Origin of the sequence: Pseudomonas canadensis (assembly GCF_030980095.1) — a bacterium.
In the GTDB taxonomy this organism is placed as follows: Bacteria; Pseudomonadota; Gammaproteobacteria; order Pseudomonadales; family Pseudomonadaceae; genus Aquipseudomonas; species Aquipseudomonas canadensis.
Map to the genome: position 1 here is coordinate 941,968 of NZ_CP133298.1, position 24,683 is coordinate 966,650.

A 24,683-nucleotide genomic window follows, 5' to 3' on the forward strand; every position below is an offset into this window, starting at 1 on the left:
TGTGGTGTCTGTGAGGGCCAATCGCCGGCAAGCCGGCTCCTACGGTGCCTCGTAGGTATCGATCACTTCCTGCGCCGCACGGAACGCATCAATCGCCGCCGGCACACCGGCATACACCGCGCAATGCAGCAACGCCTCGCGGATCTCTTCCACGGTGCAACCATTGTTCAGCGCGCCGCGCACATGGCCTTTGAGCTCCTGCGGGCATTTGAGCGCGGTAAGGGCGGCGAGGGTGATCAGGCTGCGGGTTTTCAGCGGCAATCCTTCGCGGTTCCACACACTGCCCCAGGCATGTTCATTGACGAAATCCTGTAGCGGCTGGGTGAACTCGGTGGCATTGCCCAAGGCGCGGTCGACGAACACATCGCCCATGACCTGGCGACGCATATCAACCCCGGGCTTTTTCTGATCGGTCATTGCGATTCCCTCTTGTGTTGGCGGCGCCAGGCTCGCAGCGTGCTGAACAACAGAAAAGCCACCAGCACTGGCAGGACGTAGTACAGCATCAGTTGTTCAAGCTTGGTGGCCAGGGGCATGCCCGTGGTGAACGCCATTACATGCAGCCCGTACGCCAGGTACAGGCCCAGCAGCACCAGGCCTTCGGCGCGTGTCACGCGGTAGCCGGTGTAGAACACCGGCAGGCACAGCACGACTACGCCGAGCATCACCGGCAGGTCGAAATCCAGGGCATTGGGCGATACCGACAGCGGCGAGGGCGCGAGCAGGGCGGTCAGCCCCAACACGCCGAGCAGGTTGAACAGGTTGCTGCCGATCACGTTGCCCACGGCAATTTCCCGCTCGCCGCGCAGCGCGGCAATCAGCGAGGTCGCCAGGCATGGCAGCGAGGTGCCCACGCCGATCAGGGTCAGGCCGATCACACGTTCCGACAGACCCAGGTCGCCTGCCACATCCACTGCGGCACCCAGCAGTAAATGCCCGGCCAACACCAGGATCAGTAGCCCACCAACCATCAGCAACACGCTGCTCAGCCAGGGCGCGCGGGCCACGGTGTCCAGCGTGCGTGGGCGACGGGAGTGGCGCGTCTGGTAGTGCAACATGCCGAGGTAGGCGACCAGGGCAACCAGCAGCACCAGGCCGTCAATGGGTGTGAGCTCTTCATTGGCGGCGAGGGTGAACACCAGCAGTGCGGCCAGGATCATCACCGGAATATCCAGGCGCACCAGTTGGCGCGAAACCCGCAGCGGAATGATCAGCGCCGACAGGCCCAGGGTCACCAGGATGTTGAAGATGCTGCTGCCGATCACGCTACCCACGGCGATATCGGTGTTACCGGCCAGAGTGGCTTGCAGGCTGACAGTCATCTGCGGCGCGCTGCTGCCGAAGGCCACGATCGTCAGGCCGATGATCAGCGGACGCACCTTGAGGCTCGCGGCCAGGCGCACGGCGGCGCGCACCAGGATCTCGGCGCCGATGATCAGCAGCACCAGGCCGCTGACCAATTCCAGCAGGCTCCAGGGCGAGAGGGCGGTTAATCCGAAAATGGCGAGGGCTCCGTCTTCAGTTGCTCAAGGCTTGCACGCGAACCCGTGCGGTACCGCTGCCGATCATACCCAGCTGCTCGGCCGCCTTGCGTGAAAGATCGATCAGGCGCCCACGGGTATGCGGACCGCGATCATTGATGCGGACAACCACGGATTTGTCGTTGTCGAGATTGGTGACCTTGACCTGGGTGCCAAACGGCAGTTGCCGGTGGGCGGCGGTCAGGGCGTTCTGGTTGAAGGGTTCACCGCTGGCCGTCTTGTTGCCATGGTGCTTGGCGCCGTAATAGGAGGCGGTGCCGGTTTCGTCGTAGCCGTTGGGGTTGATGATGCCGCTGGCGCAACCGGCCAGTAGGGAGAACAGGGCCAGCAGGCCGAGTAGACGCTTCATGCAAGGAGTCCCATTACAAATGTTGGAGTTGGCTCGTGTGGGAGCTGGCTTGCCTGCGATGGCTTCACCTCGGTGTCACTGATGCACCGAGGCGCCTGCATCGCGGGCAAGCCCGGCTCCCACAGAAGCCGGGTCCTGCACGTGTCAGCCTTCGAGCTTGCTTTTCAGCAGTTCGTTCACCTGTTGCGGGTTGGCCTTGCCTTTGGAGGCTTTCATCGCCTGGCCCACAAAGAAGCCGAACATCTTGCCGCGCTTGGCTTCGTCTGCCGCACGGTATTGCTCGACCTGCTCGGCGTTGGCCGCGAGCATTTCATCCAATACAGCCGAGATCGCGCCGCTGTCGGTGACCTGCTTGAGGCCACGCTTCTCGATGATCTCGTCCGCGCTGCCTTCGCCTGCGGCCATGGCTTCGAACACGGTCTTGGCGATCTTGCCGGAGATGGTGTTGTCCTTGATGCGCAGCAGCATGCCGCCCAATTGCTCGGCAGTGACTGGGGCTTCGTCGATCTCCAGGCCTTGCTTGTTCAACAGGCTGCCCAGCTCGACCATCACCCAGTTGGCCGCCAGTTTGGCGTCGCCGGCAATGCTCACGACTTTTTCGAAGTAGTTGGCTTGTTCACGGCTGGAGGCCAAGACGCTGGCATCGTAGACCGACAGGCCGAACTGCGCCTGGAAGCGCTCGCGTTTCTGCTGCGGCAGCTCCGGCAGGGTGGCGCGGATGTCATTGAGGAACGAGTCCTCAAGCACCACCGGCAACAGGTCCGGGTCGGGGAAGTAACGGTAGTCGTTGGCTTCCTCTTTGCTGCGCATGGCGCGGGTTTCGTCTTTGTTCGGGTCGTACAGGCGGGTCTGCTGGATGACCTTGCCGCCGTCTTCGATCAGCTCGATCTGGCGACGCACTTCGCTGTTGATCGCCTTCTCGATGAAGCGGAACGAGTTGACGTTCTTGATCTCGCAGCGGGTGCCGAACTCGACCTGGCCCTTTGGACGGATCGACACGTTGCAGTCGCAACGCAGCGAACCTTCTGCCATGTTGCCGTCGCAGATGCCCAGGTAGCGCACCAGTGCGTGGATGGTCTTGACGTAGGCCACGGCTTCCTTGGCGCTGCGCATGTCCGGCTCGGAAACGATCTCCAGCAGCGGCGTGCCGGCACGGTTCAGGTCGATACCGGTCGCGCCTGGGAATTCTTCGTGCAGGCTCTTGCCGGCATCTTCTTCCAGGTGTGCGCGGGTGACGCCGACGCGCTTGATGGTGCCGTCTTCCAGGGGGATGTCCAGGTGGCCTTTGCCAACGATCGGCAGTTCCATCTGGCTGATCTGGTAGCCCTTGGGCAGGTCAGGGTAGAAGTAGTTCTTGCGCGCGAACACGTTGTGCTGGCCGATCTCGGCGTCAATCGCCAGGCCGAACATCACCGCCATGCGCACCGCTTCCTGGTTCAGCACTGGCAGTACGCCGGGCATGCCCAGGTCGACTAGGCTGGCCTGCGTGTTCGGCTCGGAGCCGAACGTGGTGGCGCTACCGGAGAAAATCTTCGATTGGGTGGCGAGCTGGGTATGAATCTCCAGCCCGATCACAACTTCCCATTGCATAGTGTTCTCCTCAGAAGCCGGTAGGGGTGCGAGTGTGCCAGTCGGTGTTCAACTGGTACTGGTGCGCCACATTGAGCAGGCGGCCTTCCTGGAAATACGGGGCGAGCAGTTGCACGCCGACCGGCAGGCCATCGACGAAACCGGCAGGCATGGACAAGCCCGGCAGTCCCGCGAGGTTGGCGGTGATGGTGTACAGGTCTTCGAGGTACGCAGCCACCGGGTCGCCGTTCTTGGCGCCGAGCTTCCAGGCCGGGTTCGGCGTGGTTGGGCCGAGGATCACGTCGACCTGTTCAAAGGCGGCCATGAAGTCTTTCTTCACCAAGCGACGGATTTTCTGCGCCTTGAGGTAGTAGGCGTCGTAGTAACCGGCCGACAGGGCGTAGGCACCGACCATGATTCGGCGCTGAACTTCGGCGCCGAAACCTTCGCCACGGGAGCGTTTGTACAGGTCGGTGAGGTCTTTCGGGTTTTCGCAGCGGTAGCCGAAGCGCACGCCGTCGAAACGCGACAGGTTGGAGGAAGCCTCTGCCGGTGCGATCACGTAGTACGCCGGAATCGCGTGCTGGTTGTTCGGCAGGCTGATTTCCTTGATCACCGCGCCGAGGCCTTCCAGCGTCTTGACGCTGTTGTGCACCAACTCGGCAATGCGCGGGTCGAGACCGGCGCTGAAGTATTCCTTCGGCACGCCGATGCGCAGGCCCTTGAGCGAGGTGTTCAGGCTGGCGCTGTAGTCCGGCACGGGCTCGTCGATGCTGGTGGAGTCCTGTTTGTCGAAGCCTGCCATGCCTTGTAACAAAATTGCGCAGTCCTCAGCGGTGCGCGCCAGAGGGCCGCCCTGATCGAGACTGGAGGCGTAAGCGATCATGCCCCAACGGGAAACGCGACCGTAGGTCGGCTTCAGGCCGGTGAGGTTGGTGAAGGCCGCAGGCTGGCGGATCGAGCCGCCGGTATCGGTGGCTGTAGCGGCGGGCAGGAAGCGTGCGGCAACTGCGGCGGCCGAACCGCCAGACGAACCGCCGGGCACGTGCTCCAGGTTCCACGGGTTTTTCACCGCGCCGTAGTAGCTCGACTCGTTGGCCGACCCCATGGCGAATTCGTCCATGTTGGTCTTGCCCAGGGTCACGGCCCCGGCGGCAGCCAGCTTGGACACCACGGTGGCGTCATAGGGCGCTTTGAAGTTGTCGAGCATCTTCGAGCCGCAACTGGTGCGAATGCCCTGGGTGCAGAACAGGTCCTTGTGGGCGATTGGAGCGCCCAGCAGTGCGCCATTTTCACCGTTGGCGCGACGTGCGTCGGCGGCCTTGGCCTGGCTCAGGGCCAGCTCTTCGGTGAGGCTGATGAAGCTGTTGACCTTTGGATCGTGCTCGGCGATGCGCGCCAGCAGGGTCTTGGTCAGCTCTTCGGAAGAAAACTTTTTGTCGGCGAGACCGCGAGCGATCTCGGCCAGAGTCATGTGATGCATTGCAGGCTCTTTCCCTTTAGTCGATGACTTTCGGAACCAGGTACAGGCCGTTTTCGACCGCTGGCGCGATGGACTGGTAGGCCTCGCGATTATTACTCTCGGTCACGACGTCTGCGCGCAGGCGCTGGCTGGCTTCCAGCGGGTGAGCCAGGGGCTCGATACCGTCGGTATTCACGGCCTGCATTTGGTCGACCAGCCCGAGAATGCTGTTCAGGGCTGCGGTGGTCTGTGGAAGATCGGCATCATTGAGGCCAAGCGAGGCCAGGTGCGCGATTTTTTCCACGTCGGAGCGTTCAAGCGTCATGGGAATCTCCAGTGGAAAACAGAACGGAGGCTGTCCGTGTGTTAGATTGTCGGAACACTACCGCATTTCTACGGTCTTACGGCCGCGATTGTGGGGTTAGGTGCACAGAAAGTCGGCCAATTTAGCACATTGGCGCCTTGCCCAAAATCCCTGTCGTTGTTAGAGTTTGCCGCACTTTTTTACCCACGCGTTGCCTAGGGTCCCTTTCCCATGTTCAAGAAACTGCGTGGCATGTTTTCCAGCGATCTTTCCATTGACCTGGGCACTGCCAACACCCTTATTTACGTGCGCGAGCGCGGTATCGTCCTGAATGAGCCATCGGTTGTGGCTATTCGGACGCACGGTAACCAGAAAAGTGTCGTTGCCGTCGGCACCGAGGCCAAGCGCATGCTTGGCCGTACACCCGGCAATATTGCCGCCATTCGTCCGATGAAAGATGGCGTGATCGCCGACTTCAGCGTCTGCGAGAAGATGCTGCAGTACTTCATCAACAAAGTTCATGAAAACAGTTTCCTGCAGCCCAGCCCTCGTGTGCTGATCTGCGTTCCGTGCAAATCCACCCAGGTTGAGCGTCGTGCCATCCGTGAATCGGCCCTTGGCGCCGGTGCCCGTGAAGTGTTCCTGATCGAAGAGCCAATGGCTGCTGCGATCGGTGCCGGCCTGCCGGTTGAAGAAGCACGCGGCTCGATGGTGGTGGATATCGGTGGTGGTACCACTGAAATCGCCCTGATCTCCCTGAACGGTGTGGTGTATGCCGAATCCGTACGCGTCGGCGGCGACCGCTTCGACGAAGCGATCATCACGTATGTACGTCGTAACTATGGCAGCCTGATCGGTGAGTCCACCGCTGAGCGCATCAAGCAGGAAATCGGCACCGCCTACCCAGGCGGCGAAGTGCGCGAAGTCGATGTGCGCGGTCGCAACCTGGCCGAAGGCGTTCCACGTGCTTTCACCCTGAACTCCAATGAAGTGCTGGAAGCTCTGCAAGAGTCCCTGGCCACCATCGTTCAGGCGGTGAAAAGCGCGCTGGAGCAATCGCCGCCGGAACTGGCTTCCGACATCGCCGAGCGTGGCCTGGTGCTGACCGGCGGTGGCGCCTTGCTGCGTGACCTCGACAAGCTGCTGGCCCAAGAGACTGGCCTGCCGGTGATCGTCGCCGAAGACCCGCTGACCTGCGTTGCCCGTGGCGGTGGTCGTGCACTGGAAATGATGGATAAACACACCATGGACCTGCTCTCCAGCGAATAAGTCATTGCTGGTTAGCCCATGTTTCGCCCGCAGGCAGCACTTTGCAGTGCTGCCTGTTGGCGTTTATCTTCTTCAATCTGCATCCAGGCCGGTTAGATGCCGTATGAATAAAGAGAACATTTGCGTGGGAGGAGCGGCTTATTAAACCGCTTTTCGCCAAAGGCCCCTCATTGGGCGTGCGCCTGTTGGTGCTGGTCGTGCTTTCGGTCGCGCTGATGGTGGTCGATGCCCGCTTTGCACTGCTCAAGCCCGTGCGCAGCCAGATGTCGCTGGTGTTGATGCAGACTTACTGGATCACCGACCTGCCGCAACGTCTGTACCAGGGCGTGGCCAGCCAATTTGGCAGCCGCACCGAACTGGTCGCCGAAAACGAAAAACTCAAGACCGAAAACCTGCTGTTGCAGGGGCGCATGCAAAAGCTCGCGGCCCTCACCGAGCAGAACGTTCGGCTGCGCGAGTTGCTCAATTCTTCCGCGCTGGTCAACGAAAAGGTCGAAGTGGCCGAGCTGATCGGCATGGACCCCAACCCCTTCACCCATCGCATCATCATCAACAAGGGTGAGCGCGACGGTGTGGTCCTGGGCCAGCCGGTGCTCGACGCCCGTGGCCTGATGGGCCAGGTGGTTGAACTGATGCCCTACACCTCGCGGGTCTTGTTGCTGACGGACACCACCCACAGCATTCCGGTGCAGGTGAACCGCAACGGCTTGCGGGCGATTGCCAGCGGCACTGGTAACCCGGAACGCCTGGAGTTGCGCCACGTGGCGGACACCGCTGACATCAAGGAAGGCGACCTGCTGGTCAGCTCTGGCCTGGGTCAGCGTTTCCCGGCGGGTTACCCGGTGGCGACGGTGAAGGAAGTGATCCACGATTCCGGCCAGCCGTTCGCCATTGTGCGTGCGGTGCCGACTGCCGCCCTGAACCGCAGCCGGTACTTGCTGCTGGTGTTCAGCGACAACCGTACGCCGGAAGAGCGCGCCAACGACGCCGCGCAGGCCCAGGAAGCGGAAGACAAGCAAAACGGTACAGCGCCGATCGTTCCGGCGACTGTGCCCAAGCCGGCATTCGTAGGACCACCGGCACCGACGGCGGCTCCGGCAGCGCCTGTGGCCACTCCGGTCAAGCCGGCCGCTCACAATACGCGTCCCGTCAAGCCAACCGTGACTAAACCACCGGCCGCGACCCCGGCTGCCAAGCCTGCGGCGACTGTCCCGGCAACCACGCGGCAGAGGGAGGAATAATGGCCAGTACTCATTCGCGCAACGGCTGGATCGTCTGGCTGACCTTTGCTATCGGTATGCTGCTGAGCGTTTCGCCCTTGCCGCAGTTCATGGAAATTCTGCGCCCGCTTTGGCTGGCGCTGTTGCTGGCCTTCTGGTCGCTGAACCTGCCGCATAAAGTCGGCATGGTCACGGCGATGTTCCTGGGCTTGGCGGAGGATGTGCTCTATGGCACCTTGCTGGGTCAGAATGCGTTGATCCTGACCCTGATCACTTTCCTGGTGCTGTCGTTGCAGCAGCGCCTGCGGATGTTCCCCATGTGGCAGCAGTGCTTGGTGATCCTGGTGATCTTCGGCCTGGCACAGCTGGTTCAGCTGTGGCTGAGCGCCTTGACCGGTAACCGTCAGCCAACCCTGGCGCTGGTGCTACCGGCCCTGGTCAGTGCCTTGCTGTGGCCATGGATCAGCTTCGGTCTGCGTGGGTTGCGTCGTCGCTATAAAATCAATTGAATGGATTGCGAGGCTCTGCCTGGTTATCGAACCCTACAGGGAGAGTCTGCATGAATTCGCTTTACCTGGCCTCGGGCTCCCCGAGGCGGCGTGAATTGCTGGCGCAGATCGGTGTGCCTTACACCGTGGTCAGCGCGGCTATTGATGAAACCCCTCTTACAAATGAATCCGCCGTTTCCTACGTCGAGCGCCTTGCGCGCGGCAAGGCAGCGGCGGGTTTCGCTGCGCTCGAGAATAGCTCCGGTGCCTGTGTGCTGGGTGCCGATACCGCCGTGATCGTCGATGGCAAAATCCTCGGCAAGCCCGTGGATCAGGCCGATGCCCTGGCAATGTTGATGGCGCTGGCGGGGCGCGAGCATGAAGTGCTGACCGCCATTGCCCTCACCGACGGCCAACGCTGTGAGACTGTTTGTGTAAGCAGTCGTGTACTGTTTCGCGGGATTTCCGTCGAGGAAGCGACCACCTACTGGCACAGCGGCGAACCCCAAGACAAGGCGGGCGGCTATGCTATCCAAGGGTTGGGCTCGGTCTTTGTCGCCGGGCTCAATGGCAGTTATTCCGCCGTGGTAGGCCTGCCGGTGTGCGAAACCGCGCAACTGCTCGGCCAATTCGGCATACCCTGTTGGCAAAACCTTACCGCGCGCTGAACGCCGTACTCCAGCGCCCAGCCTTAAGCGATCGGTCACTATTGTGAAAACGCCTGAACGAGACCCAGCCATGAGTGAAGAGATTCTGATCAATATCACGCCGATGGAATCGCGCGTGGCGGTGGTAGAGAACGGTGTTCTGCAAGAAGTGCACGTTGAGCGCACCCAGAAGCGCGGGATCGTCGGCAATATCTACAAAGGCAAGGTGGTGCGGGTTTTGCCGGGGATGCAGGCGGCATTCGTCGACATCGGCCTGGACCGTGCCGCGTTTATCCATGCTTCGGAAATTTCCCTGCGCGAAGGGCCAGCGGTAGAAAGCATCAGTGCCCTGGTGCACGAAGGGCAGAGCCTGGTGGTGCAAGTCACCAAGGACCCCATCGGCTCCAAAGGCGCGCGCCTGACCACTCAATTATCGATTCCGTCGCGTTACCTGGTGTACATGCCGCGCACCGCCCATGTCGGCATTTCCCTGAAGATCGAAGACGAAGCCGAGCGCGAGCGCCTGAAAAAGGTGGTCAGCGACTGCGTGGCGGCCGAAGGCATCAAGGAAGCGGGCGGCTTCATCCTGCGCACCGCCGCCGAAGGCGCCGGCGCCGATGAGATCCTTATGGACATCCGCTACCTGCGGCGCCTGTGGGACCAGATCGGTGCCCAGATCAAGACCATCGGCGCGCCCAGCGTGATCTACGAAGACCTCGGCCTGGCCCTGCGTACGCTGCGCGACCTGGTCAGTCCGAAGATTGAGAAAATTCGCATCGACTCGCGGGAAACATTCCAACGCACCACGCAATTTGTTGCCGAGCTGATGCCTGAAATTGCCGACCGCCTGGAACACTATCCTGGCGAGCGGCCGATCTTCGACCTGTATGGCGTTGAAGACGAAATCCAGAAAGCCCTGGAGCGCAAGGTGCCGCTCAAGTCCGGTGGCTACCTGGTGGTGGACCCCGCGGAAGCCATGACCACCATCGATGTCAACACCGGCGCGTTCGTGGGCCATCGCAACCTCGAAGAAACCATCTTCAAGACCAACCTCGAAGCGGCCACCGCGATCGCGCGCCAACTGCGCCTGCGTAACCTGGGAGGCATCATCATCATCGACTTCATCGACATGGAAGATGAAGAACACCAGCGTCAGGTGCTGCGTACCCTGGAGAAACAGCTGGAACGCGATCACGCCAAGACCAACATCATCGGCATCACCGAGCTGGGCCTGGTGCAAATGACGCGCAAGCGCACCCGCGAAAGCCTGGAGCAAGTGCTGTGCGAGCCGTGCAGCAGTTGCCAGGGTCGCGGTAAATTGAAGACCCCGGAAACCGTTTGCTACGAGATTTTCCGCGAAATCCTGCGAGAAGCGCGAGCCTACCAGGCCGAAGGTTACAGAGTGCTCGCCAACCAGAAAGTGGTCGATCGGCTGCTGGACGAAGAATCCGGTAACGTTGCCGAGCTGGAGGGCTTTATCGGGCGCACGATACGCTTCCAGGTCGAAACCATGTATTCCCAGGAACAATACGACGTGGTGCTGCTCTGATCCCCAATCGTTTTCCTTTTATGAGACAGGCAGGCCTTGATCTGCCGTCCGACTACCGCCTTGAGGGTCGCCTGACATGGAGCGTCTGATACGCTTTTTTGCCGCTTTGACCCGTTGGGGCCTGGGCCTCTGTGCCTTGCTGCTGGTACTGGCGGCCGTGTACGTGAGCCTGGGCCGTGAATTGACGCCGCTGGTGGCCGAGTACCGTGCGGAGATCGAAGCCAAGGCCCAGGCCGCGGTGGACATGCCGTTGCATATCGGCAGCCTGGAAGGCCGCTGGAGCGGCTTCGCGCCGGTATTGCTGGCCCATGATGTGATGGTGGGCGAGGGCAGCAGTGCCCTTCGCCTGGACCAGGTCGAAGTGGTGCCGGATATATGGGCCAGCCTGATGGCCCGAGAAGTGCGCATTGCGCACCTGCAAGTCAGTGGCTTGCAGCTTAGCGTCAAGGAAGACAAGGACGGCAAATGGGCCTTGCAGGGCTTGCCAGTGCAGAACGACCAGCCCGTGGACCCTGAGCAGTTGCTCAAGAACATGCAAAAGGTCAAGCGCGTGTCGTTGCTGGACAGCCAGGTGACCTTGCAGCCGTTTGACCAAGCGCCGGTGACCCTGACGTATGTCGGCCTGAGCCTGCACACCGGCATCACGCGCCAACGCCTGGATGCACGCTTGACGCTGCCCGACGGCCAACCCTTGGCGGTGAGCCTGCGCACGCGTATCCGCGCCAGTCAGTGGAAGGACGGCGAAGCCCAGGCGTACGTGAGCCTGCCGCAAAGCGACTGGGCCAAGTGGATCCCGGCCAAGCTGACCCAGCAATGGAAGCTCACCCAATTCAAAGCTGGCGGTGAACTCTGGCTGACCTGGGCCAAAGGCACCGTGCAAAGCGCGGTGGTGCGCCTCAACTCGCCGCAGGTAAAAGGCAGCTACGCCGACCGCAAACCTGTGCATATCGAGAACCTGGCCCTCACCGCCTACCTGCAACGCAGCGATAGCGGTCTCAAGGTGCTGTTCGACTCGCTGGCGATGAATCTGGGGGAAACCCGCTGGGAATCGCGCCTGCAACTTCAGCAAACCCTGGCCACCGACAAGGATCAGGAGGTCTGGAAGCTCCAGGCCGACCGCCTGGACCTCACGCCGATCACGCCGCTGCTCAATGCCTTGGCGCCGCTGCCGGAGGGTTTCGCCAAGACCATTCAGCACCTCAAGGCCACGGGCCTGCTGCGTAATGTGCTGGTGGATTTCCGTCCTCAAGATACGACGGATCAAAAAGTCAGCTTCGCCGCCAACCTCGAACGCATCGGTTTTGATGCCTATTTTGGCGCACCGGCCGCGCGGAACGTGTCCGGCAGTATCAGCGGTGACCTGGGCCATGGCGAGTTGCGCATGGACAGCAAAGACTTTTCCCTGCACCTCGATCCGATCTTTGCCAAGCCGTGGCAGTACATCCAGGCCAATGCTCGCCTGACGTGGAAGCTCGACAAGGAAGGCTTCACCCTGATCGCCCCGTACATCAAGGTGCTGGGTGAAGAGGGCAATGTCGCCGCTGATTTCCTGATTCGCCTGCATTTCGACCACAGCCAGGAAGACTATATGGACCTGCGGGTCGGCATGGTCGATGGCGATGGGCGCTTCACCCCCAAATACCTGCCGGCGGTGTTGAGCCCGGCGTTGGATGAGTGGCTGCGTACGGCGATTCTCAAGGGCGCGGTGGACCAGGGCTTTTTCCAGTATCAGGGTTCGCTGAACCACGACGCGCTGCCGGCCTCACGCAACATCAGCCTGTTCTTCAAGGTGCATGATGCCGAACTGGCGTTCCAGCCGGGCTGGCCGCATGTGAGCAAGGTCAATGGCGAAGTGTTTGTCGAGGAGAGCGGCGTACGCATCCTGGCCAGCAAGGGCCAGTTGCTCGACACCAAGGTCAAGGACGTCTACGTCAATATCCCCCACGCGCCGGCGGGCAAGGACAGTCATCTGTTGCTGACCGGCGGGTTTGCCGGTGGTTTGGGCGACGGTTTGAAAATCCTCCAGGAAGCGCCGATCGGCACCGCATCGACCTTTGCCGGGTGGAAGGGTGAGGGCGACCTGCAAGGCAGCCTTGACCTGGATGTACCGTTGGCGAAAGGCACCGAGCCGAAGATTGTGGTGGACTTCAAGACGGACAAGGCACGGCTGCAATTGGCCGAACCGATTCTGGACCTGACCCAGCTCAAAGGCGATTTCCGCTTCGACAGCGCCAAAGGCCTCAGTGGCCAGAACATCACGGCCCAGGCGTTTGACCGGCCGATCACGGCGCAGATCGTTGCCGATGGCAAGCCGGGCAATATCAGTACGCGTGTGTCTGCCAAGGGCCAGGTGACGGTCAAGCGGCTGACGGACTGGTTGAAAGTCAGCCAACCTTTGCCGGTGTCCGGCGATATTCCCTACCAGTTGCAACTGACCCTGGACGGTGCCGATAGCCAACTGATGGTCAGCTCCAACCTGAAGGGCGTTGCCGTGGACCTGCCGGCACCGTTCGGCATGCCCGCCAGCCAGGGGCGTGACAGTGTGTTCCGCATGACCTTGCAGGGGGCCGAGCGGCGTTATTGGTTCGACTACGGTGAGCTGGCCAACTTCACCTTCGCTGCGCCGCCGGACAAATTCAATGAGGGGCGCGGTGAGCTATTCCTCGGGGATGGCGATGCTGTGTTGCCAGGGGCCAAGGGCTTGCGCATACGTGGCGTGCTGTCTGAACTCGATATTGACCCGTGGAAGAAACTGGTTGACCGCTACGCGGGCAACGATCCGGGCGGCAGCGCCAAGCAGTTGCTCAGCGGCGCTGACTTCAAGGTGGGTAAGCTGTCCGGTTTTGGCACCCAGTTTGATCAGGTCAATCTACAGCTGGACCGCAAGCCTGCGGCGTGGGGCCTGCAATTCGACAGTCAGCAGGCCAAGGGCACCGTCAACCTGCCGGACGCCAAGGGCGCACCGATTGCGGTCAACCTTCAATATGTGAAGCTGCCAGCGGTGGATCCGACGGTGCAGGCTGATGAAAACGCACCGGACCCCTTGGCGAGCATCGACCCCAAGGACATTCCGGCGCTGGATATCGCCATTGATCAGCTTTTCCAGGGCCCGGATCTGATAGGTGCCTGGTCGCTGAAAATCCGCCCGACCGCCAAAGGCTTGGCTTTCAATAACCTCGACCTCGGCCTCAAAGGCATGCAGCTCAAGGGCGCGGGTGGTTGGGAAGGGACGGCTGGCGACAGTAGCAGTTGGTACAAGGGTCGCCTGGATGGCAAGAATATCGGCGATGTACTCAAGGGTTGGGGTTATGCGCCCACCGTCACCAGCCAGGATTTTCACCTGGATGTGGATGGTCGCTGGCCCGGTTCGCCTGCCTTTGTCGGGCCCAAGCGTTTCTCCGGCAGCCTGGATGCAGCGTTCCGCAATGGCCAGTTCGTCGAAGTGGAAGGCGGGGCACAGGCGCTGCGGGTGTTTGGCCTGCTGAACTTCAACTCCATTGGGCGCCGTCTGCGCCTGGACTTCTCGGACTTGCTCGGCAAGGGCTTGAGCTACGACCGTGTGAAGGGCTTGCTGGCGGCGAGCAACGGGGTATTCGTGACCCGTGAGCCGATCACCATGACCGGGCCTTCGACTAACCTGGAACTCAACGGCACCCTGGACCTGGTCGCAGACCGTGTCGACGCCAAGCTGCTGGTCACCCTGCCGGTGACCAATAACCTGCCGATCGCCGCGCTGATTGTAGGCGCGCCCGCGATCGGCGGTGCGTTGTTCCTGATCGACAAGCTGATCGGTGACCGTGTTGCGCGCTTTGCCAGCGTGCAATACAAGGTCGAAGGCCCGTGGAAGGACCCGAAAATCACCTTCGACAAGCCATTTGAAAAACCAAACTGAGAGCCTGTGGAGTAGCATGGCCGCATGCCCATTAAGGAGAGACGGTCCATGTCCTTTGCGGTAATTCAAATGGTCAGCCAGAGCGATGTGCTGGCCAACCTGGCCCAGGCCCGGCGCTTGCTGGAACAAGCCGCAGCGGGTGGGGCGAAGCTGGCGGTATTGCCGGAAAACTTTGCCGCCATGGGCCGCCGCGACGTGGCCGACATCGGTCGCGCCGAAGCTCTGGGCGAAGGCCCGATCCTGCCGTGGTTGAAACAGACCGCCCGCGACCTCACCTTATGGATAGTGGCTGGTACTTTGCCGCTGCCGCCAAAGGACCAGCCGAACGCCAAGTCCAATGCCTGCTCGTTGCTGGTCGATGATCAGGGTGAAATCGTTGCCCGCTACGACAAGCTGCACCTGTTCGATGTGGATGTCGCCGATGCCCGCGGTCGTTATCGCGAATCTGACGACTATGCTTTCGGAGGCAATGTGGTGGTAGCGGACACGCCCGTCGGTCGGTTGGGCCTGACGGTTTGTTACGACCTGCGCTTCCCCGAGCTCTACAGCGAATTGCGTGCGGCAGGGGCTGAGTTGATTACAGCGCCTTCGGCGTTTACGGCGGTGACCGGCGCGGCGCATTGGGATGTGCTGATTCGCGCACGCGCCATCGAGACCCAGTGTTACCTGCTGGCGGCGGCTCAAGGCGGTGTGCATCCGGGGCCACGGGAAACCTATGGTCATGCGGCGATTGTCGACCCTTGGGGTCGTGTGCTGACACAACAGGATCAAGGCGAAGCAGTGTTGCTGGCCGAACGCGATAGCAGTGAACAGGCGTCGATACGGACGCGCATGCCGGTGGTCAACCATCGGCGCTTTTTCTCGCAGGGCGCACAGCGACCTGCTTCGGAACGATGAATTTAAGGCCATACCTATGAGCGAGTTGTTGTCCTCAGTCAGTGATCACCTCCTGGCGCCCGGTGGCGTGACCATCGAAAGCTTGCAAACCGTACTCGGCGACTTGGCCGGGCCGGGCATCGACGCGGCTGACCTGTATTTCCAAGGGCAGATTTCCGAGTCCTGGGCGCTGGAAGACGGCATCGTCAAGGAAGGCAGTTTCAACCTCGACCAGGGTGTGGGCGTGCGTGCGCAGTCCGGTGAAAAAACCGGTTTTGCCTACAGCAACGCGATCACCCTGGAAGCCTTGGGGCTGGCGGCGCGGGCCGCACGTTCGATCTCCCGGGCCGGGCAAAATGGCACGGTGCAGGCATTCAGCACCCAGGACGTGGCGCAGTTGTACGCGCCGGATAACCCCCTGGAAGTGATCAGCCGTGCGGAAAAGGTCGAGCTGCTCAAGCGTATCGACGCCGCCACCCGTGCCCTCGACCCGCGTATCCAGCAGGTTACCGTGAGCATGGCTGGTGTGTGGGAGCGCATCCTGGTGGCGTCCACCGATGGCGGCCTGGCGGCGGATGTGCGGCCGCTGGTGCGTTTCAACGTCAGCGTGATCGTCGAACAGAACGGTCGCCGCGAACGCGGTGGTCATGGCGGCGGCGGGCGTACCGACTACCGTTATTTCCTCACCGACGACCGTGCCATGGGTTATGCACGTGAAGCGCTGCGCCAGGCGTTGGTCAACCTTGAAGCCATTCCTGCCCCGGCCGGCACTTTGCCGGTGGTGCTGGGTTCGGGTTGGTCCGGCGTGCTGCTGCACGAAGCGGTCGGTCATGGCCTGGAAGGTGACTTCAACCGCAAAGGCAGTTCGGCCTATAGCGGGCGCATGGGTGAAATGGTGGCGTCCAAACTCTGCACCATCGTCGATGACGGCACCCTGGCCGGGCGTCGTGGCTCGCTGAGCGTCGACGACGAAGGCACCCCAACCGAGTGCACCACCCTGATCGAAAACGGTGTGCTCAAGGGCTACATGCAAGACAAGCTCAACGCTCGCCTGATGGGCGTGGCGCGTACGGGTAACGGTCGTCGCGAATCCTACGCGCACCTGCCGATGCCGCGCATGACCAACACCTACATGCTCGGTGGCGAAAGCGACCCGGCCGAGATCATCGCTTCGGTGAAGCGCGGCATCTACTGCGCCAACCTCGGTGGCGGCCAGGTGGATATCACCAGCGGCAAGTTCGTGTTCTCCACCAGCGAGGCTTACCTGATCGAAGACGGCAAGATCACTGCACCGGTCAAAGGTGCGACATTGATCGGTAACGGTCCGGAAGCCATGAGCAAGGTGTCGATGGTCGGCAACGACCTGTCGCTGGACAGCGGCGTGGGTACCTGCGGGAAAGACGGACAGTCAGTGCCGGTGGGTGTCGGCCAGCCAACGCTGAAGATTGATGCGATCACCGTGGGTGGCACGGGGTCGTAAGAAAGACGGAGCTTCGGGTGGCGAGAACCGCCACCCGGGGAGGAGGATCAGCGCAGGCCGCGTTGAGTCTCGTCCAGCTCACGGATGTACTTGAAGATTTTACGGCTGGTGGCCGGCGCCTTGTTATGCGCCTGCTCGTGCTGGGCCTGACGGATCAGGGAGCGCAGTTGCTGGCGGTCCGCGTCCGGGTAGTCCATCACGAATTTCTCCAGCACGGCGTCATCGCCCGCGATCAGGCGGTCACGCCAACGTTCCAGGTTATGGAAGCGTTCGTTGTACTGTCGAGTAGAGGCATCGGTTTGATCGAGCAAGGTCAGAATGGCGTCGATGTCCTGATCGCGCATGAGTTTGCCGATAAACGAGATGTGCCGTTTACGCGCGATATTCGCGGTGTGCTTGGGCGCATCGGCCAGGGCACGACGCATTTCGTCGGTGAGTGGCAGTTTTGCAATCAAGTCTTTTTTGAGCGTTGTAAGGCGCTCGCCAAGGTCAACCAGAGCATGCAGCTCACGTTTGACCTGGGTTTTGCTTTTCTCCCCATCGAGGGAGTCGTCGTAAGAATCAACCATGGTGGCAGTCCGCAAAGAAACGCCGCCATGATAACCAGTCGGGGGCCGCTTGTCCGGCCCGGTCGCTCGATGGCCTTAACCGAAAGCAGAATTTGAGTGGAGAAAACCATGAGTGCAGCCCAAAGCGTCGGTCCGCAAGCGTTACCGGCACTGCAGGAACAAGTCGAGCAGATCCTTGCCGAGGCCAAGCGCCAGGGGGCCAGTGCCTGTGAAGTGGCCGTGTCGCTGGAGCAGGGGCTGTCGACGTCGGTGCGCCAGCGGGAAGTGGAAACCGTTGAGTTCAACCGCGACCAGGGTTTTGGTATTACCTTGTATGTCGGGCAGCGCAAAGGTTCGGCCAGTACGTCGGCCAGCGGTCCGGAAGCCATTCGCGAGACGGTGGCGGCTGCGCTGGCAATCGCCAAGCACACCTCCGAAGACGAAAGCTCGGGCCTGGCCGACAAGGCGCTGATGGCCAAGGACCTGCAGGATTTCGATCTGTTTCACGCTTGGGACATCACACCCGAACAGGCCATCGAACGGGCGCTGATCTGCGAAGCTGCTGCATTCGACGCTGATGTCCGCATCAAGAATGCAGATGGCACCACGTTGAGCACGCACCAGGGTTGCCGCGTGTATGGCAACAGCCATGGCTTTATCGGTGGTTACGCGTCCACCCGCCATAGCTTGAGCTGCGTGATGATCGCCGAGGCTGACGGCCAGATGCAGCGCGATTATTGGTACGACGTCAGCCGTCAGGGCGAATTGCTGTCGGACCCGATCAGCATTGGTCAGCGCGCGGCGCAGCGTGCAGCGAGCCGCCTGGGCGCGCGCCCGGTGCCAACCTGTGAAGTGCCGGTACTGTTTTCGGCAGAACTGGCGGGTGGGTTGTTTGGCAGTTTCCTGGGGGCGATTTCCGGTGGCAACTTGTACCGTAAGTCCTCGTTCCTGGAGGGGGCGATTGGCCAAAAGTTGTTCCCAGAGTGGCTGACCATCGATGAGCGCCCGCACTTGATGCGCGCCATGGGCAGTACGTCGTTCGACGGTGATGGCCTGGCGACGTATGCCAAACCGTTCGTCGAGAAGGGCGAGTTGGTGTCTTACGTACTGGGCACGTACGCCGGTCGCAAGCTGGGCCTGCCAAGCACCGCGAACTCCGGAGGCGTACACAACCTGTTCGTCACCCACGGCGATGAAGACCAAGCTGCGCTGCTTCGGCGCATGGGGCGTGGCTTGCTGGTGACCGAGCTGATGGGCCATGGCCTGAACATGGTCACCGGTGATTACTCGCGTGGCGCGGCGGGTTTCTGGGTGGAAAACGGCGAGATTCAGTTTGCCGTCCAGGAAGTGACCATCGCAGGCAATATGCGCGACATGTTCAAGCAGATCGTCGCCGTGGGTAATGATCTGGAACTGCGCAGCAACATTCGCACAGGCTCGGTGTTGATCGAGCGGATGACTGTCGCCGGCAGCTAATCTTCCCGAAGCTTTACTCCAAAAGGCGCGCCATCTGTCAGATGGCGCGCCTTTTTTTGTGGGCGTTTTGGCAGGCGGATCAATCTGCCGCTATTGTTTTGATTCTCAATATCATTTAATAATAAATATCATTACCGAATGAGTGTGGATCATGAGTTCTGTCCTGCATGAGGATCCTTGCCTGGAGAGCTGGCGCTGGATGAGTCGCCAGATTCGCTGCGGCCTCGACCCCAACGAGCCGCGCCTGATCGAACATTACCTCAATGAGGGTCGATACCTGGCGTGCTGCACCGCGACCCATCCGTGGACGATCGCAGAAACCTCATTCCGCCTGCTGCTCGATACCGCCAGCGACATCGCGCTGCCCTGGCATTGGCGCTCCATGTGCCTGGATCAGGCGTGGCGTCCATTACGCGACTTGGAAAAACTCTCTCACTGCGCCTGCCGCCTCAAGCGCTGGCAGTCCTTTGCGTGGCAATTGGCGACCTGCGAATTGCTGCCCTCCCTTTCTGTTTCTGACCTGGTGCAAGGATCTAACGATGAGTAACACCCGTATCGAACGCGACAGCATGGGCGAACTGCAAGTGCCGACCGAGGCCTTGTACGGTGCGCAAACCCAGCGCGCGGTGAACAATTTCCCGATCAGTCATCAACGCATGCCGGCGCAATTCATCCGCGCCCTGATCCTGGCCAAGGCCGCCGCCGCCAAGGTCAACGTCGACCTCAAGCAAATCAGCGTAGGGCAGGGCAAGGCCATCGTCGATGCCGCCCAAGGTTTGTTGGAAGGCGATTTTATGCAGCACTTTCCGGTGGATATCTTCCAGACCGGCTCCGGCACCAGTTCGAACATGAACGCCAATGAAGTGATTGCGACCCTGGCCACCCGTTTGCTCGGTGAGCCGGTCAACCCCAACGACCACGTGAACTGCGGCCAGAGCAGCAACGACATCATCCCGACCACGATCCACGTCAGTGCCGCGCTGGTACTGCATGAGCAAACACTGCCGGCCCTGCTGCATTTGGTGCAAGTCATCGAACAAAAAGCCGAAGAGGTTCACCCGTTCATCAAGACCGGCCGCACGCACCTGATGGATGCCATGCCCGTACGCATGAGCCAGGTGCTCAACGGTTGGGCTCAGCAGCTCAAGGCTAGTATCGGCCACCTGCAGGACCTTCTGCCGAGCCTGCAAGCGCTGGCTCAGGGCGGTACGGCAGTCGGTACCGGGATCAACGCACATCCGGAATTCGCGGCGCGTTTCAGCCAGCAGCTGAGCAGTCTGACCGGTGTGAAATTCACGCCCGGCAAGAACCTGTTCGCTCTGATTGGCTCGCAGGACACCGCCGTCGCAGTCTCCGGCCAGTTGAAGGCTACCGCCGTGTCGCTGATGAAAATCGCCAACGACCTGCGCTGGATGAACTCCGGCCCGCTCGCCGGCCTGGGTGAAATCGAGCTGGAAGGCTTGCAGCCGGGTTCTTCGATCATGCCCGGCAAGGTCAACCCGGTGATTCCGGAAGCCACGGCGATGGTCGCCGCACAGGTCATCGGCAATGACACGGTGATCACCGTCGCCGGTCAGTCAGGCAACTTCGAGCTGAACGTGATGCTGCCGATCATTGCGCAGAACTTGCTCAGCAGCCTGGCATTGCTGGCCAATTCCAGCCGTTTGCTGGCCGATAAAGCCATCGCCAGTTTCAAGGTCAACGAAGCCAAGCTCAAGGAAGCGTTGTCGCGCAACCCCATCCTGGTGACCGCACTCAACCCGATCATCGGTTACCAAAAGGCCGCTGAAATCGCCAAAAAAGCCTATCAACAGGGCCGTCCGGTGATTGATGTTGCCCTCGAACTCACCGACTTGCCGCGCAGCCAACTGGAGGTCCTGCTGGACCCGGAAAAGCTCACGGCCGGCGGCGTGTAATCACCGACCCTGCTTTGGAGGCTCACCATGGAGCACTGGAAACGCACGATCGAACGGGCCAATCGCTGCTTTATGGCGGGCGAGTTGGTTGACGCTCGCGAGGCCTACTTGCAAGCCTTGGCCCTTGCCCAAGTGTTGTTCGAACGCTGGGCGGACGCCGACGAAGCAGTGGCGGCTTGCGTCATTTCCCATCACAACCTGGCGGACCTGCACCTGCGCCTGAACCAGCCGGAGGAAAGCGCGGAATACCTGTGCGCTATCCATCAGCGCCTGCTGCAGACCATGCAGGACCCGCGTCTGAGCCCGCAATTGCGCGAAGCGGCGCTGCGCCAGAGCAGCAAAACCTACGTCGAACTATTGAATTTCATCAGCGATCACGGTGAGTACCCGCGCACCCATCGCCTGTTGGGTGGTGCTGCGGTGCAACCCGCCACTCCTCATTACGGAGCACATTGATATGACTTATACCTTGCCTGCATTGCCTTACGCCTACGACGCCCTGGAACCGCATATCGATGCGCAAACCATGGAAATCCACTACACCAAGCACCACCAGGCCTACATCAACAATCTCAACGCCGCCGTCAAGGGCACCGAGTTCGCAGGCTGGCCGGTCGAGAAGCTGGTCTCCAGCGTGCAGCAACTGCCGGAAAAACTGCGTGCAGCCGTGATCAATCAGGGCGGTGGTCATGCCAACCACTCGCTGTTCTGGGCGGTGATGTCGCCCAAAGGTGGCGGCAAACCCGATGGTGCGCTGGGCAAGGCCATTGAGGAGCAATTGGGCGGTTTCGACAGCTTCAAGGAGGCGTTCACCAAGGCCGCATTGACCCGTTTCGGCAGTGGCTGGGCCTGGCTGAGCGTCACTCCGCAGAAGACCCTGGTGGTGGAGAGCAGCGGTAACCAGGACAGCCCGCTGATGAACGGCAATACCCCGATCCTCGGCCTGGACGTCTGGGAGCATGCCTACTACCTGCTGTACCAGAACCGCCGCCCGGAATACATCAATGCCTTCTACAGTGTCATTAATTGGTCGGAAGTCGCCGCACGCTATCAGGCTGCCGTGGCCTGACACTCACCTTCATAACAAGATCTAAGGCCGACTATGGGCACTGAAACACTGGCGATCAGCAGCGGGCGAATGTTTCGTTATGCGCTTGGCTCGCTGCTGCTATTGGCAGGTACCGCATTGCTGGTGGCCCACGGGCTGGCTTGGCTGAACCTGGAACCACGCATTCTGCGCGCCCTGCAGGGGGGATCCCTCTGTGCGCTCGGCACGGCGCTCGGCGCGGTACCTGTGCTGGTTATTCGACGCATGCCGGTGGCATTGAGCGATACGCTGCTGGGCTTTGGGGCTGGCGTCATGCTGGCGGCGACGGCGTTTTCGCTGATCGTGCCGGGCATTGCCGCAGCTGAAGGCCTGGGGCTTTCGCCCTGGGGCGCCAGCGGTTTGATCAGTTTTGGCATCATGTTGGGTGCTTTCGGGCTGTATCTGGTGGACCGCAAGGTCTCCGGTGCCAGCCCGGAAATGCTGGTGGGCACGCCGGAAAAACCGGTGATTCCGCCGCGTATCTGGCTGTTTGTGTTTGCCATCATCGCCCACAACATCCCGGAAGGTATGGCGGTGGGCGTCTCGGCAGGCGGCGGCATGCCGGATGCCGACAGCCTGGCCATGGGCATTGCCTTGCAGGACGTGCCTGAAGGGCTGGTGATTGCGTTGGTGTTGGCCGGGGCCGGGATGTCGCGGGTCAAGGCGTTCCTGATCGGCGCGGCGTCAGGCCTGGTGGAGCCGGTATTTGCCGTGCTATGTGCCTGGTTGGTAAGCCTGGCCGAGGTGCTTCTGCCGCTAGGCTTGGCCTTGGCAGCCGGTGCGATGCTGTTGGTGGTGACTCACGAAGTGATCCCCGAGTCGCGACGTAATGGTCACGAAAAACTCGCCAGCCTAGGGCTGTGCGTCGGGTTCTGCTTGATGATGGTGATGGACACGGCCTTGGGGTAAACCGCTCCCTTGTAGGAGCCGGCTTGCCGGCGATCAATCCTGAGACGAGCGGTGCGCTTGGCGACGCCATTGCCGGCAAGCCGGGCTCTTACACAGCGTTATTCGCCTTCGTCGAAGTAGTTGTTGATCAGCGCCACCAGGGCGTCCATCGCTTCCTGCTCCTGCTCACCTTCGGTCTTCAAGTGAATCTTGGTGCCTTTGCCCGCCGCCAGCATCATCATCGCCATGATGCTTTTGCCGTCGACCATCGTTTCCGGTGAGCGACCGGCGCGGATCTGGCAGGGAAACTTCCCGGCCACGCCCACGAATTTAGCCGAAGCGCGGGCATGCAGGCCCAGTTTGTTGATGATTTCAATTTCCAGAGCGGGCATCGCGGGGGTGTTCCTTTCAGCTAAGGTCGCGGTGGCGGACCTGGACATTCTTGAGGGTTTGTTGCAACACCTGGCCCAGGCGCTCAGTCAGGTAGACGGAGCGGTGATGCCCACCGGTGCAGCCGATGGCAATGGTGACATAAGCCCGGTTGCTGGCGGCAAAACGCGGAAGCCACTTAAGCAGGTAACTGGAGATGTCCTGAAACATCTCCTCCACATCCGGTTGCGCGGCCAGGTAGTCGGCCACGGGCTGGTCCAACCCCGACTGTTCGCGCAGTTCCGGCTTCCAGTAAGGGTTAGGCAGGCAGCGCACGTCGAACACCAAGTCGGCGTCCACCGGCATGCCGCGCTTGAAACCAAACGACTCGACCAGAAACGCCGTACCTGGCTCGGGCTGGTTCAGAAGGCGCAGCTTGATGGCATCGCGCAACTGGTACAGGTTGAGGCTGGTGGTGTTGATCTTGAGGTCGGCGAGGTCAATGATCGGCCCCAGCAGCTTGGTTTCGTCTTCGATGGCTTCGGCCAGGGAGCGGTGAGGGCTGCTGAGGGGGTGACGCCGGCGGGTTTCCGAGAATCGCTTGAGCAGCGTCTCTTCGTCGGCATCCAGGTAAAGCACGTCGCAATGAATGTGCTTGGCCCGCACTTCCTCGAGCAATTGCGGGAAACGCTCAAGGTGGCTGGGCAGGTTGCGGGCATCAATCGAAACGGCGACCAGGGGTTGCGCCAGTTCGGTGTGAATCAGCGCGCGTTCCGCCAATTCCGGCAGCAGGCCGGCGGGCAAGTTGTCGATGCAATAGAAACCGTTATCCTCAAGTACGTTGAGGGCGGTGCTTTTACCCGAGCCGGAGCGGCCGCTGACGATGATCAAACGCATGATTACTGCCCGTTCTGTTCATCCAGGACAACCTGGTAAAGCGCCTCGTTGCTGCTGGCACTGCGCAGTTTGTCGCGTACTTCCTTGCGGTCGAGCATGCTGGCGATCTGCCGGAGCAGTTCCAGGTGCGCATCGGTAGCGGCTTGCGGGACCAGCAGAACAAACAGCAGGTCGACCGGGGCACCGTCGATGGCGTCGAAATCGATGGGGGCTTCCAGGTGGAGCAGTGCGCTGACGGGGGTCTCGCAGCCTTTGAGGCGGCAATGAGGAATGGCGATGCCGTTGCCAAAACCGGTGGAACCGAGTTTTTCACGGGCGATCAGCGCGTCGAACACATCCTGCATCTCCAGATCCGGCACTTCGCGCGCGATCAGGTTGGCAATTTGTTCGAGGGCTTTTTTCTTGCTGCCACCCGGCACGTTCACGAGGGAACGGCCGGGGGTCAGGATGGTTTCAAGTCGGATCATGGGTGGGGAGTGTTAGCGGCCTGTGCCTTGAAGAAGGCTCTGCTGCTTTTCCTTATGCTTTTTAAGTTGGCGGTCAAGCTTGTCAGTCAAGGCATCAATTGATGCATACATGTCTTCATGCTCGGCATTGGCGACTACTTCGCCACCGGGTATCTGGAGAGTCGCCTCAATTTTCTGCTGAAGCTTATCGACCTTCATGATGACTTGCACATTGGTGATTTTGTCGAAATGACCCTCAAGCCGTTTCAGCTTCTGCTCGACGTATTCGCGCAATGGAGGGGTGACTTCTACATGGTGTCCACTGATGTTGACTTGCATACAGCTTCTCCTTCGTTGCCAGTGCATAAAGCGGCGGGTAGGAATACCCGCCACTGGAACGCTATGGCCCG

Annotated in this window: 25 protein-coding genes; 14 read left to right on the top strand and 11 right to left on the bottom strand. The window is 61.1% G+C overall.

The window, feature by feature from the left end; all coding sequences use genetic code 11:
• Positions 1 to 39: 39 nt before the first annotated feature.
• The 6 genes from RB216_RS04215 to gatC form a co-directional block, all read right to left on the bottom strand.
• Positions 40 to 417: a carboxymuconolactone decarboxylase family protein gene (locus tag RB216_RS04215; RefSeq protein WP_028618841.1), complete on the bottom strand. Its 378-nt coding sequence runs from the start codon at positions 415 to 417 to the stop codon at positions 40 to 42.
• Positions 414 to 1,460, bottom strand: coding sequence for a calcium/sodium antiporter (locus tag RB216_RS04220; RefSeq protein ID WP_028618842.1), 1,047 nt, complete (start codon positions 1,458 to 1,460; stop codon positions 414 to 416). Before RB216_RS04220 ends, RB216_RS04215 begins: the two co-directional genes overlap by 4 nt.
• A 58-nt stretch (positions 1,461 to 1,518) precedes the next feature.
• On the bottom strand, positions 1,519 to 1,890 hold the full coding sequence (locus RB216_RS04225; protein WP_078046877.1) for a septal ring lytic transglycosylase RlpA family protein: 372 nt from the start codon (positions 1,888 to 1,890) through the stop codon (positions 1,519 to 1,521).
• Between the two features lie 144 nt (positions 1,891 to 2,034).
• Entirely contained in the window at positions 2,035 to 3,480 is a 1,446-nt protein-coding gene (gatB, locus tag RB216_RS04230; RefSeq protein ID WP_028618844.1) for an Asp-tRNA(Asn)/Glu-tRNA(Gln) amidotransferase subunit GatB, read from the bottom strand.
• A 10-nt stretch (positions 3,481 to 3,490) separates the two neighbouring features.
• Positions 3,491 to 4,942 (bottom strand): Asp-tRNA(Asn)/Glu-tRNA(Gln) amidotransferase subunit GatA, encoded by a 1,452-nt coding sequence (gatA, locus tag RB216_RS04235; RefSeq protein WP_308908355.1) that lies wholly within the window; start codon positions 4,940 to 4,942, stop codon positions 3,491 to 3,493.
• A 16-nt stretch (positions 4,943 to 4,958) separates the two neighbouring features.
• On the bottom strand, positions 4,959 to 5,246 hold the full coding sequence (gatC, locus tag RB216_RS04240; protein ID WP_010213142.1) for an Asp-tRNA(Asn)/Glu-tRNA(Gln) amidotransferase subunit GatC: 288 nt from the start codon (positions 5,244 to 5,246) through the stop codon (positions 4,959 to 4,961).
• Between the two features lie 210 nt (positions 5,247 to 5,456).
• Here gatC and mreB point away from each other — a divergent pair, with 210 nt between their 5' ends.
• The 8 genes from mreB (at position 5,457) to tldD (ending at position 16,646) form a co-directional block, all read left to right on the top strand.
• Entirely contained in the window at positions 5,457 to 6,494 is a 1,038-nt protein-coding gene (gene mreB, locus RB216_RS04245; RefSeq protein ID WP_002555108.1) for a rod shape-determining protein MreB, read from the top strand.
• Between the two features lie 140 nt (positions 6,495 to 6,634).
• Positions 6,635 to 7,735: a rod shape-determining protein MreC gene (gene mreC / locus RB216_RS04250; RefSeq protein ID WP_308908873.1), complete on the top strand. Its 1,101-nt coding sequence runs from the start codon at positions 6,635 to 6,637 to the stop codon at positions 7,733 to 7,735.
• Positions 7,735 to 8,223, top strand: coding sequence for a rod shape-determining protein MreD (gene mreD / locus RB216_RS04255; protein ID WP_016976217.1), 489 nt, complete (start codon positions 7,735 to 7,737; stop codon positions 8,221 to 8,223). Before mreC ends, mreD begins: the two co-directional genes overlap by 1 nt.
• 50 nt (positions 8,224 to 8,273) lie before the next feature.
• Positions 8,274 to 8,870 (top strand): Maf family protein, encoded by a 597-nt coding sequence (locus RB216_RS04260; RefSeq protein WP_308908356.1) that lies wholly within the window; start codon positions 8,274 to 8,276, stop codon positions 8,868 to 8,870.
• A 70-nt stretch (positions 8,871 to 8,940) separates the two neighbouring features.
• A complete protein-coding gene (rng, locus tag RB216_RS04265) occupies positions 8,941 to 10,398 on the top strand; it encodes a ribonuclease G (protein ID WP_010213134.1) in 1,458 nt (485 codons plus the stop codon).
• A gap of 76 nt (positions 10,399 to 10,474) precedes the next feature.
• Positions 10,475 to 14,290 (top strand): YhdP family protein, encoded by a 3,816-nt coding sequence (locus tag RB216_RS04270; RefSeq protein WP_308908357.1) that lies wholly within the window; start codon positions 10,475 to 10,477, stop codon positions 14,288 to 14,290.
• A gap of 48 nt (positions 14,291 to 14,338) precedes the next feature.
• Positions 14,339 to 15,187, top strand: coding sequence for a carbon-nitrogen hydrolase family protein (locus RB216_RS04275; RefSeq protein ID WP_028618849.1), 849 nt, complete (start codon positions 14,339 to 14,341; stop codon positions 15,185 to 15,187).
• 16 nt (positions 15,188 to 15,203) lie between these two features.
• The gene (gene tldD / locus RB216_RS04280) at positions 15,204 to 16,646 is read left to right on the top strand and encodes a metalloprotease TldD (RefSeq protein ID WP_010213129.1); all 1,443 of its coding nucleotides are present in this window, start codon (positions 15,204 to 15,206) and stop codon (positions 16,644 to 16,646) included.
• Positions 16,647 to 16,693: 47 nt separating this feature from the next.
• Here the strand turns inward: tldD and yjgA are convergent, their stop codons facing one another.
• Positions 16,694 to 17,215 (bottom strand): ribosome biogenesis factor YjgA, encoded by a 522-nt coding sequence (gene yjgA, locus RB216_RS04285; protein WP_005784816.1) that lies wholly within the window; start codon positions 17,213 to 17,215, stop codon positions 16,694 to 16,696.
• Positions 17,216 to 17,323: 108 nt separating this feature from the next.
• On the opposite strand from yjgA, the gene pmbA reads away from it, so the two are divergent.
• From pmbA to RB216_RS04315, 6 genes are all read left to right on the top strand, one after another.
• Positions 17,324 to 18,670 (top strand): metalloprotease PmbA, encoded by a 1,347-nt coding sequence (gene pmbA, locus RB216_RS04290; protein WP_122686101.1) that lies wholly within the window; start codon positions 17,324 to 17,326, stop codon positions 18,668 to 18,670.
• A gap of 151 nt (positions 18,671 to 18,821) precedes the next feature.
• Complete coding sequence (locus tag RB216_RS04295; protein WP_308908358.1) at positions 18,822 to 19,217, top strand: FagA protein; 396 nt, start codon at positions 18,822 to 18,824, stop codon at positions 19,215 to 19,217.
• Positions 19,210 to 20,586: a class II fumarate hydratase gene (locus RB216_RS04300; protein ID WP_308908359.1), complete on the top strand. Its 1,377-nt coding sequence runs from the start codon at positions 19,210 to 19,212 to the stop codon at positions 20,584 to 20,586. The genes RB216_RS04295 and RB216_RS04300 overlap by 8 nt, the downstream gene beginning before the upstream one ends.
• A gap of 27 nt (positions 20,587 to 20,613) precedes the next feature.
• The gene (locus RB216_RS04305; RefSeq protein WP_028618853.1) at positions 20,614 to 21,042 is read left to right on the top strand and encodes a DUF2753 family protein; all 429 of its coding nucleotides are present in this window, start codon (positions 20,614 to 20,616) and stop codon (positions 21,040 to 21,042) included.
• 1 nt (position 21,043) lies between these two features.
• Positions 21,044 to 21,655 (top strand): superoxide dismutase, encoded by a 612-nt coding sequence (locus tag RB216_RS04310; RefSeq protein ID WP_308908360.1) that lies wholly within the window; start codon positions 21,044 to 21,046, stop codon positions 21,653 to 21,655.
• Between the two features lie 33 nt (positions 21,656 to 21,688).
• On the top strand, positions 21,689 to 22,582 hold the full coding sequence (locus tag RB216_RS04315; protein WP_028618855.1) for a ZIP family metal transporter: 894 nt from the start codon (positions 21,689 to 21,691) through the stop codon (positions 22,580 to 22,582).
• 98 nt (positions 22,583 to 22,680) lie between these two features.
• Here the strand turns inward: RB216_RS04315 and RB216_RS04320 are convergent, their stop codons facing one another.
• The 4 genes from RB216_RS04320 to hpf are packed head-to-tail and all read right to left on the bottom strand — an operon-like array spanning position 22,681 to position 24,612.
• A complete protein-coding gene (locus RB216_RS04320) occupies positions 22,681 to 22,953 on the bottom strand; it encodes an HPr family phosphocarrier protein (RefSeq protein WP_028618856.1) in 273 nt (90 codons plus the stop codon).
• A 16-nt stretch (positions 22,954 to 22,969) separates the two neighbouring features.
• Positions 22,970 to 23,827: an RNase adapter RapZ gene (gene rapZ / locus RB216_RS04325; RefSeq protein WP_028618857.1), complete on the bottom strand. Its 858-nt coding sequence runs from the start codon at positions 23,825 to 23,827 to the stop codon at positions 22,970 to 22,972.
• A gap of 2 nt (positions 23,828 to 23,829) precedes the next feature.
• Positions 23,830 to 24,294: a PTS IIA-like nitrogen regulatory protein PtsN gene (gene ptsN / locus RB216_RS04330; protein ID WP_061435337.1), complete on the bottom strand. Its 465-nt coding sequence runs from the start codon at positions 24,292 to 24,294 to the stop codon at positions 23,830 to 23,832.
• Between the two features lie 12 nt (positions 24,295 to 24,306).
• Complete coding sequence (gene hpf / locus RB216_RS04335; RefSeq protein WP_017138237.1) at positions 24,307 to 24,612, bottom strand: ribosome hibernation-promoting factor, HPF/YfiA family; 306 nt, start codon at positions 24,610 to 24,612, stop codon at positions 24,307 to 24,309.
• Between the last annotated feature and the right edge of the window lie 71 nt (positions 24,613 to 24,683).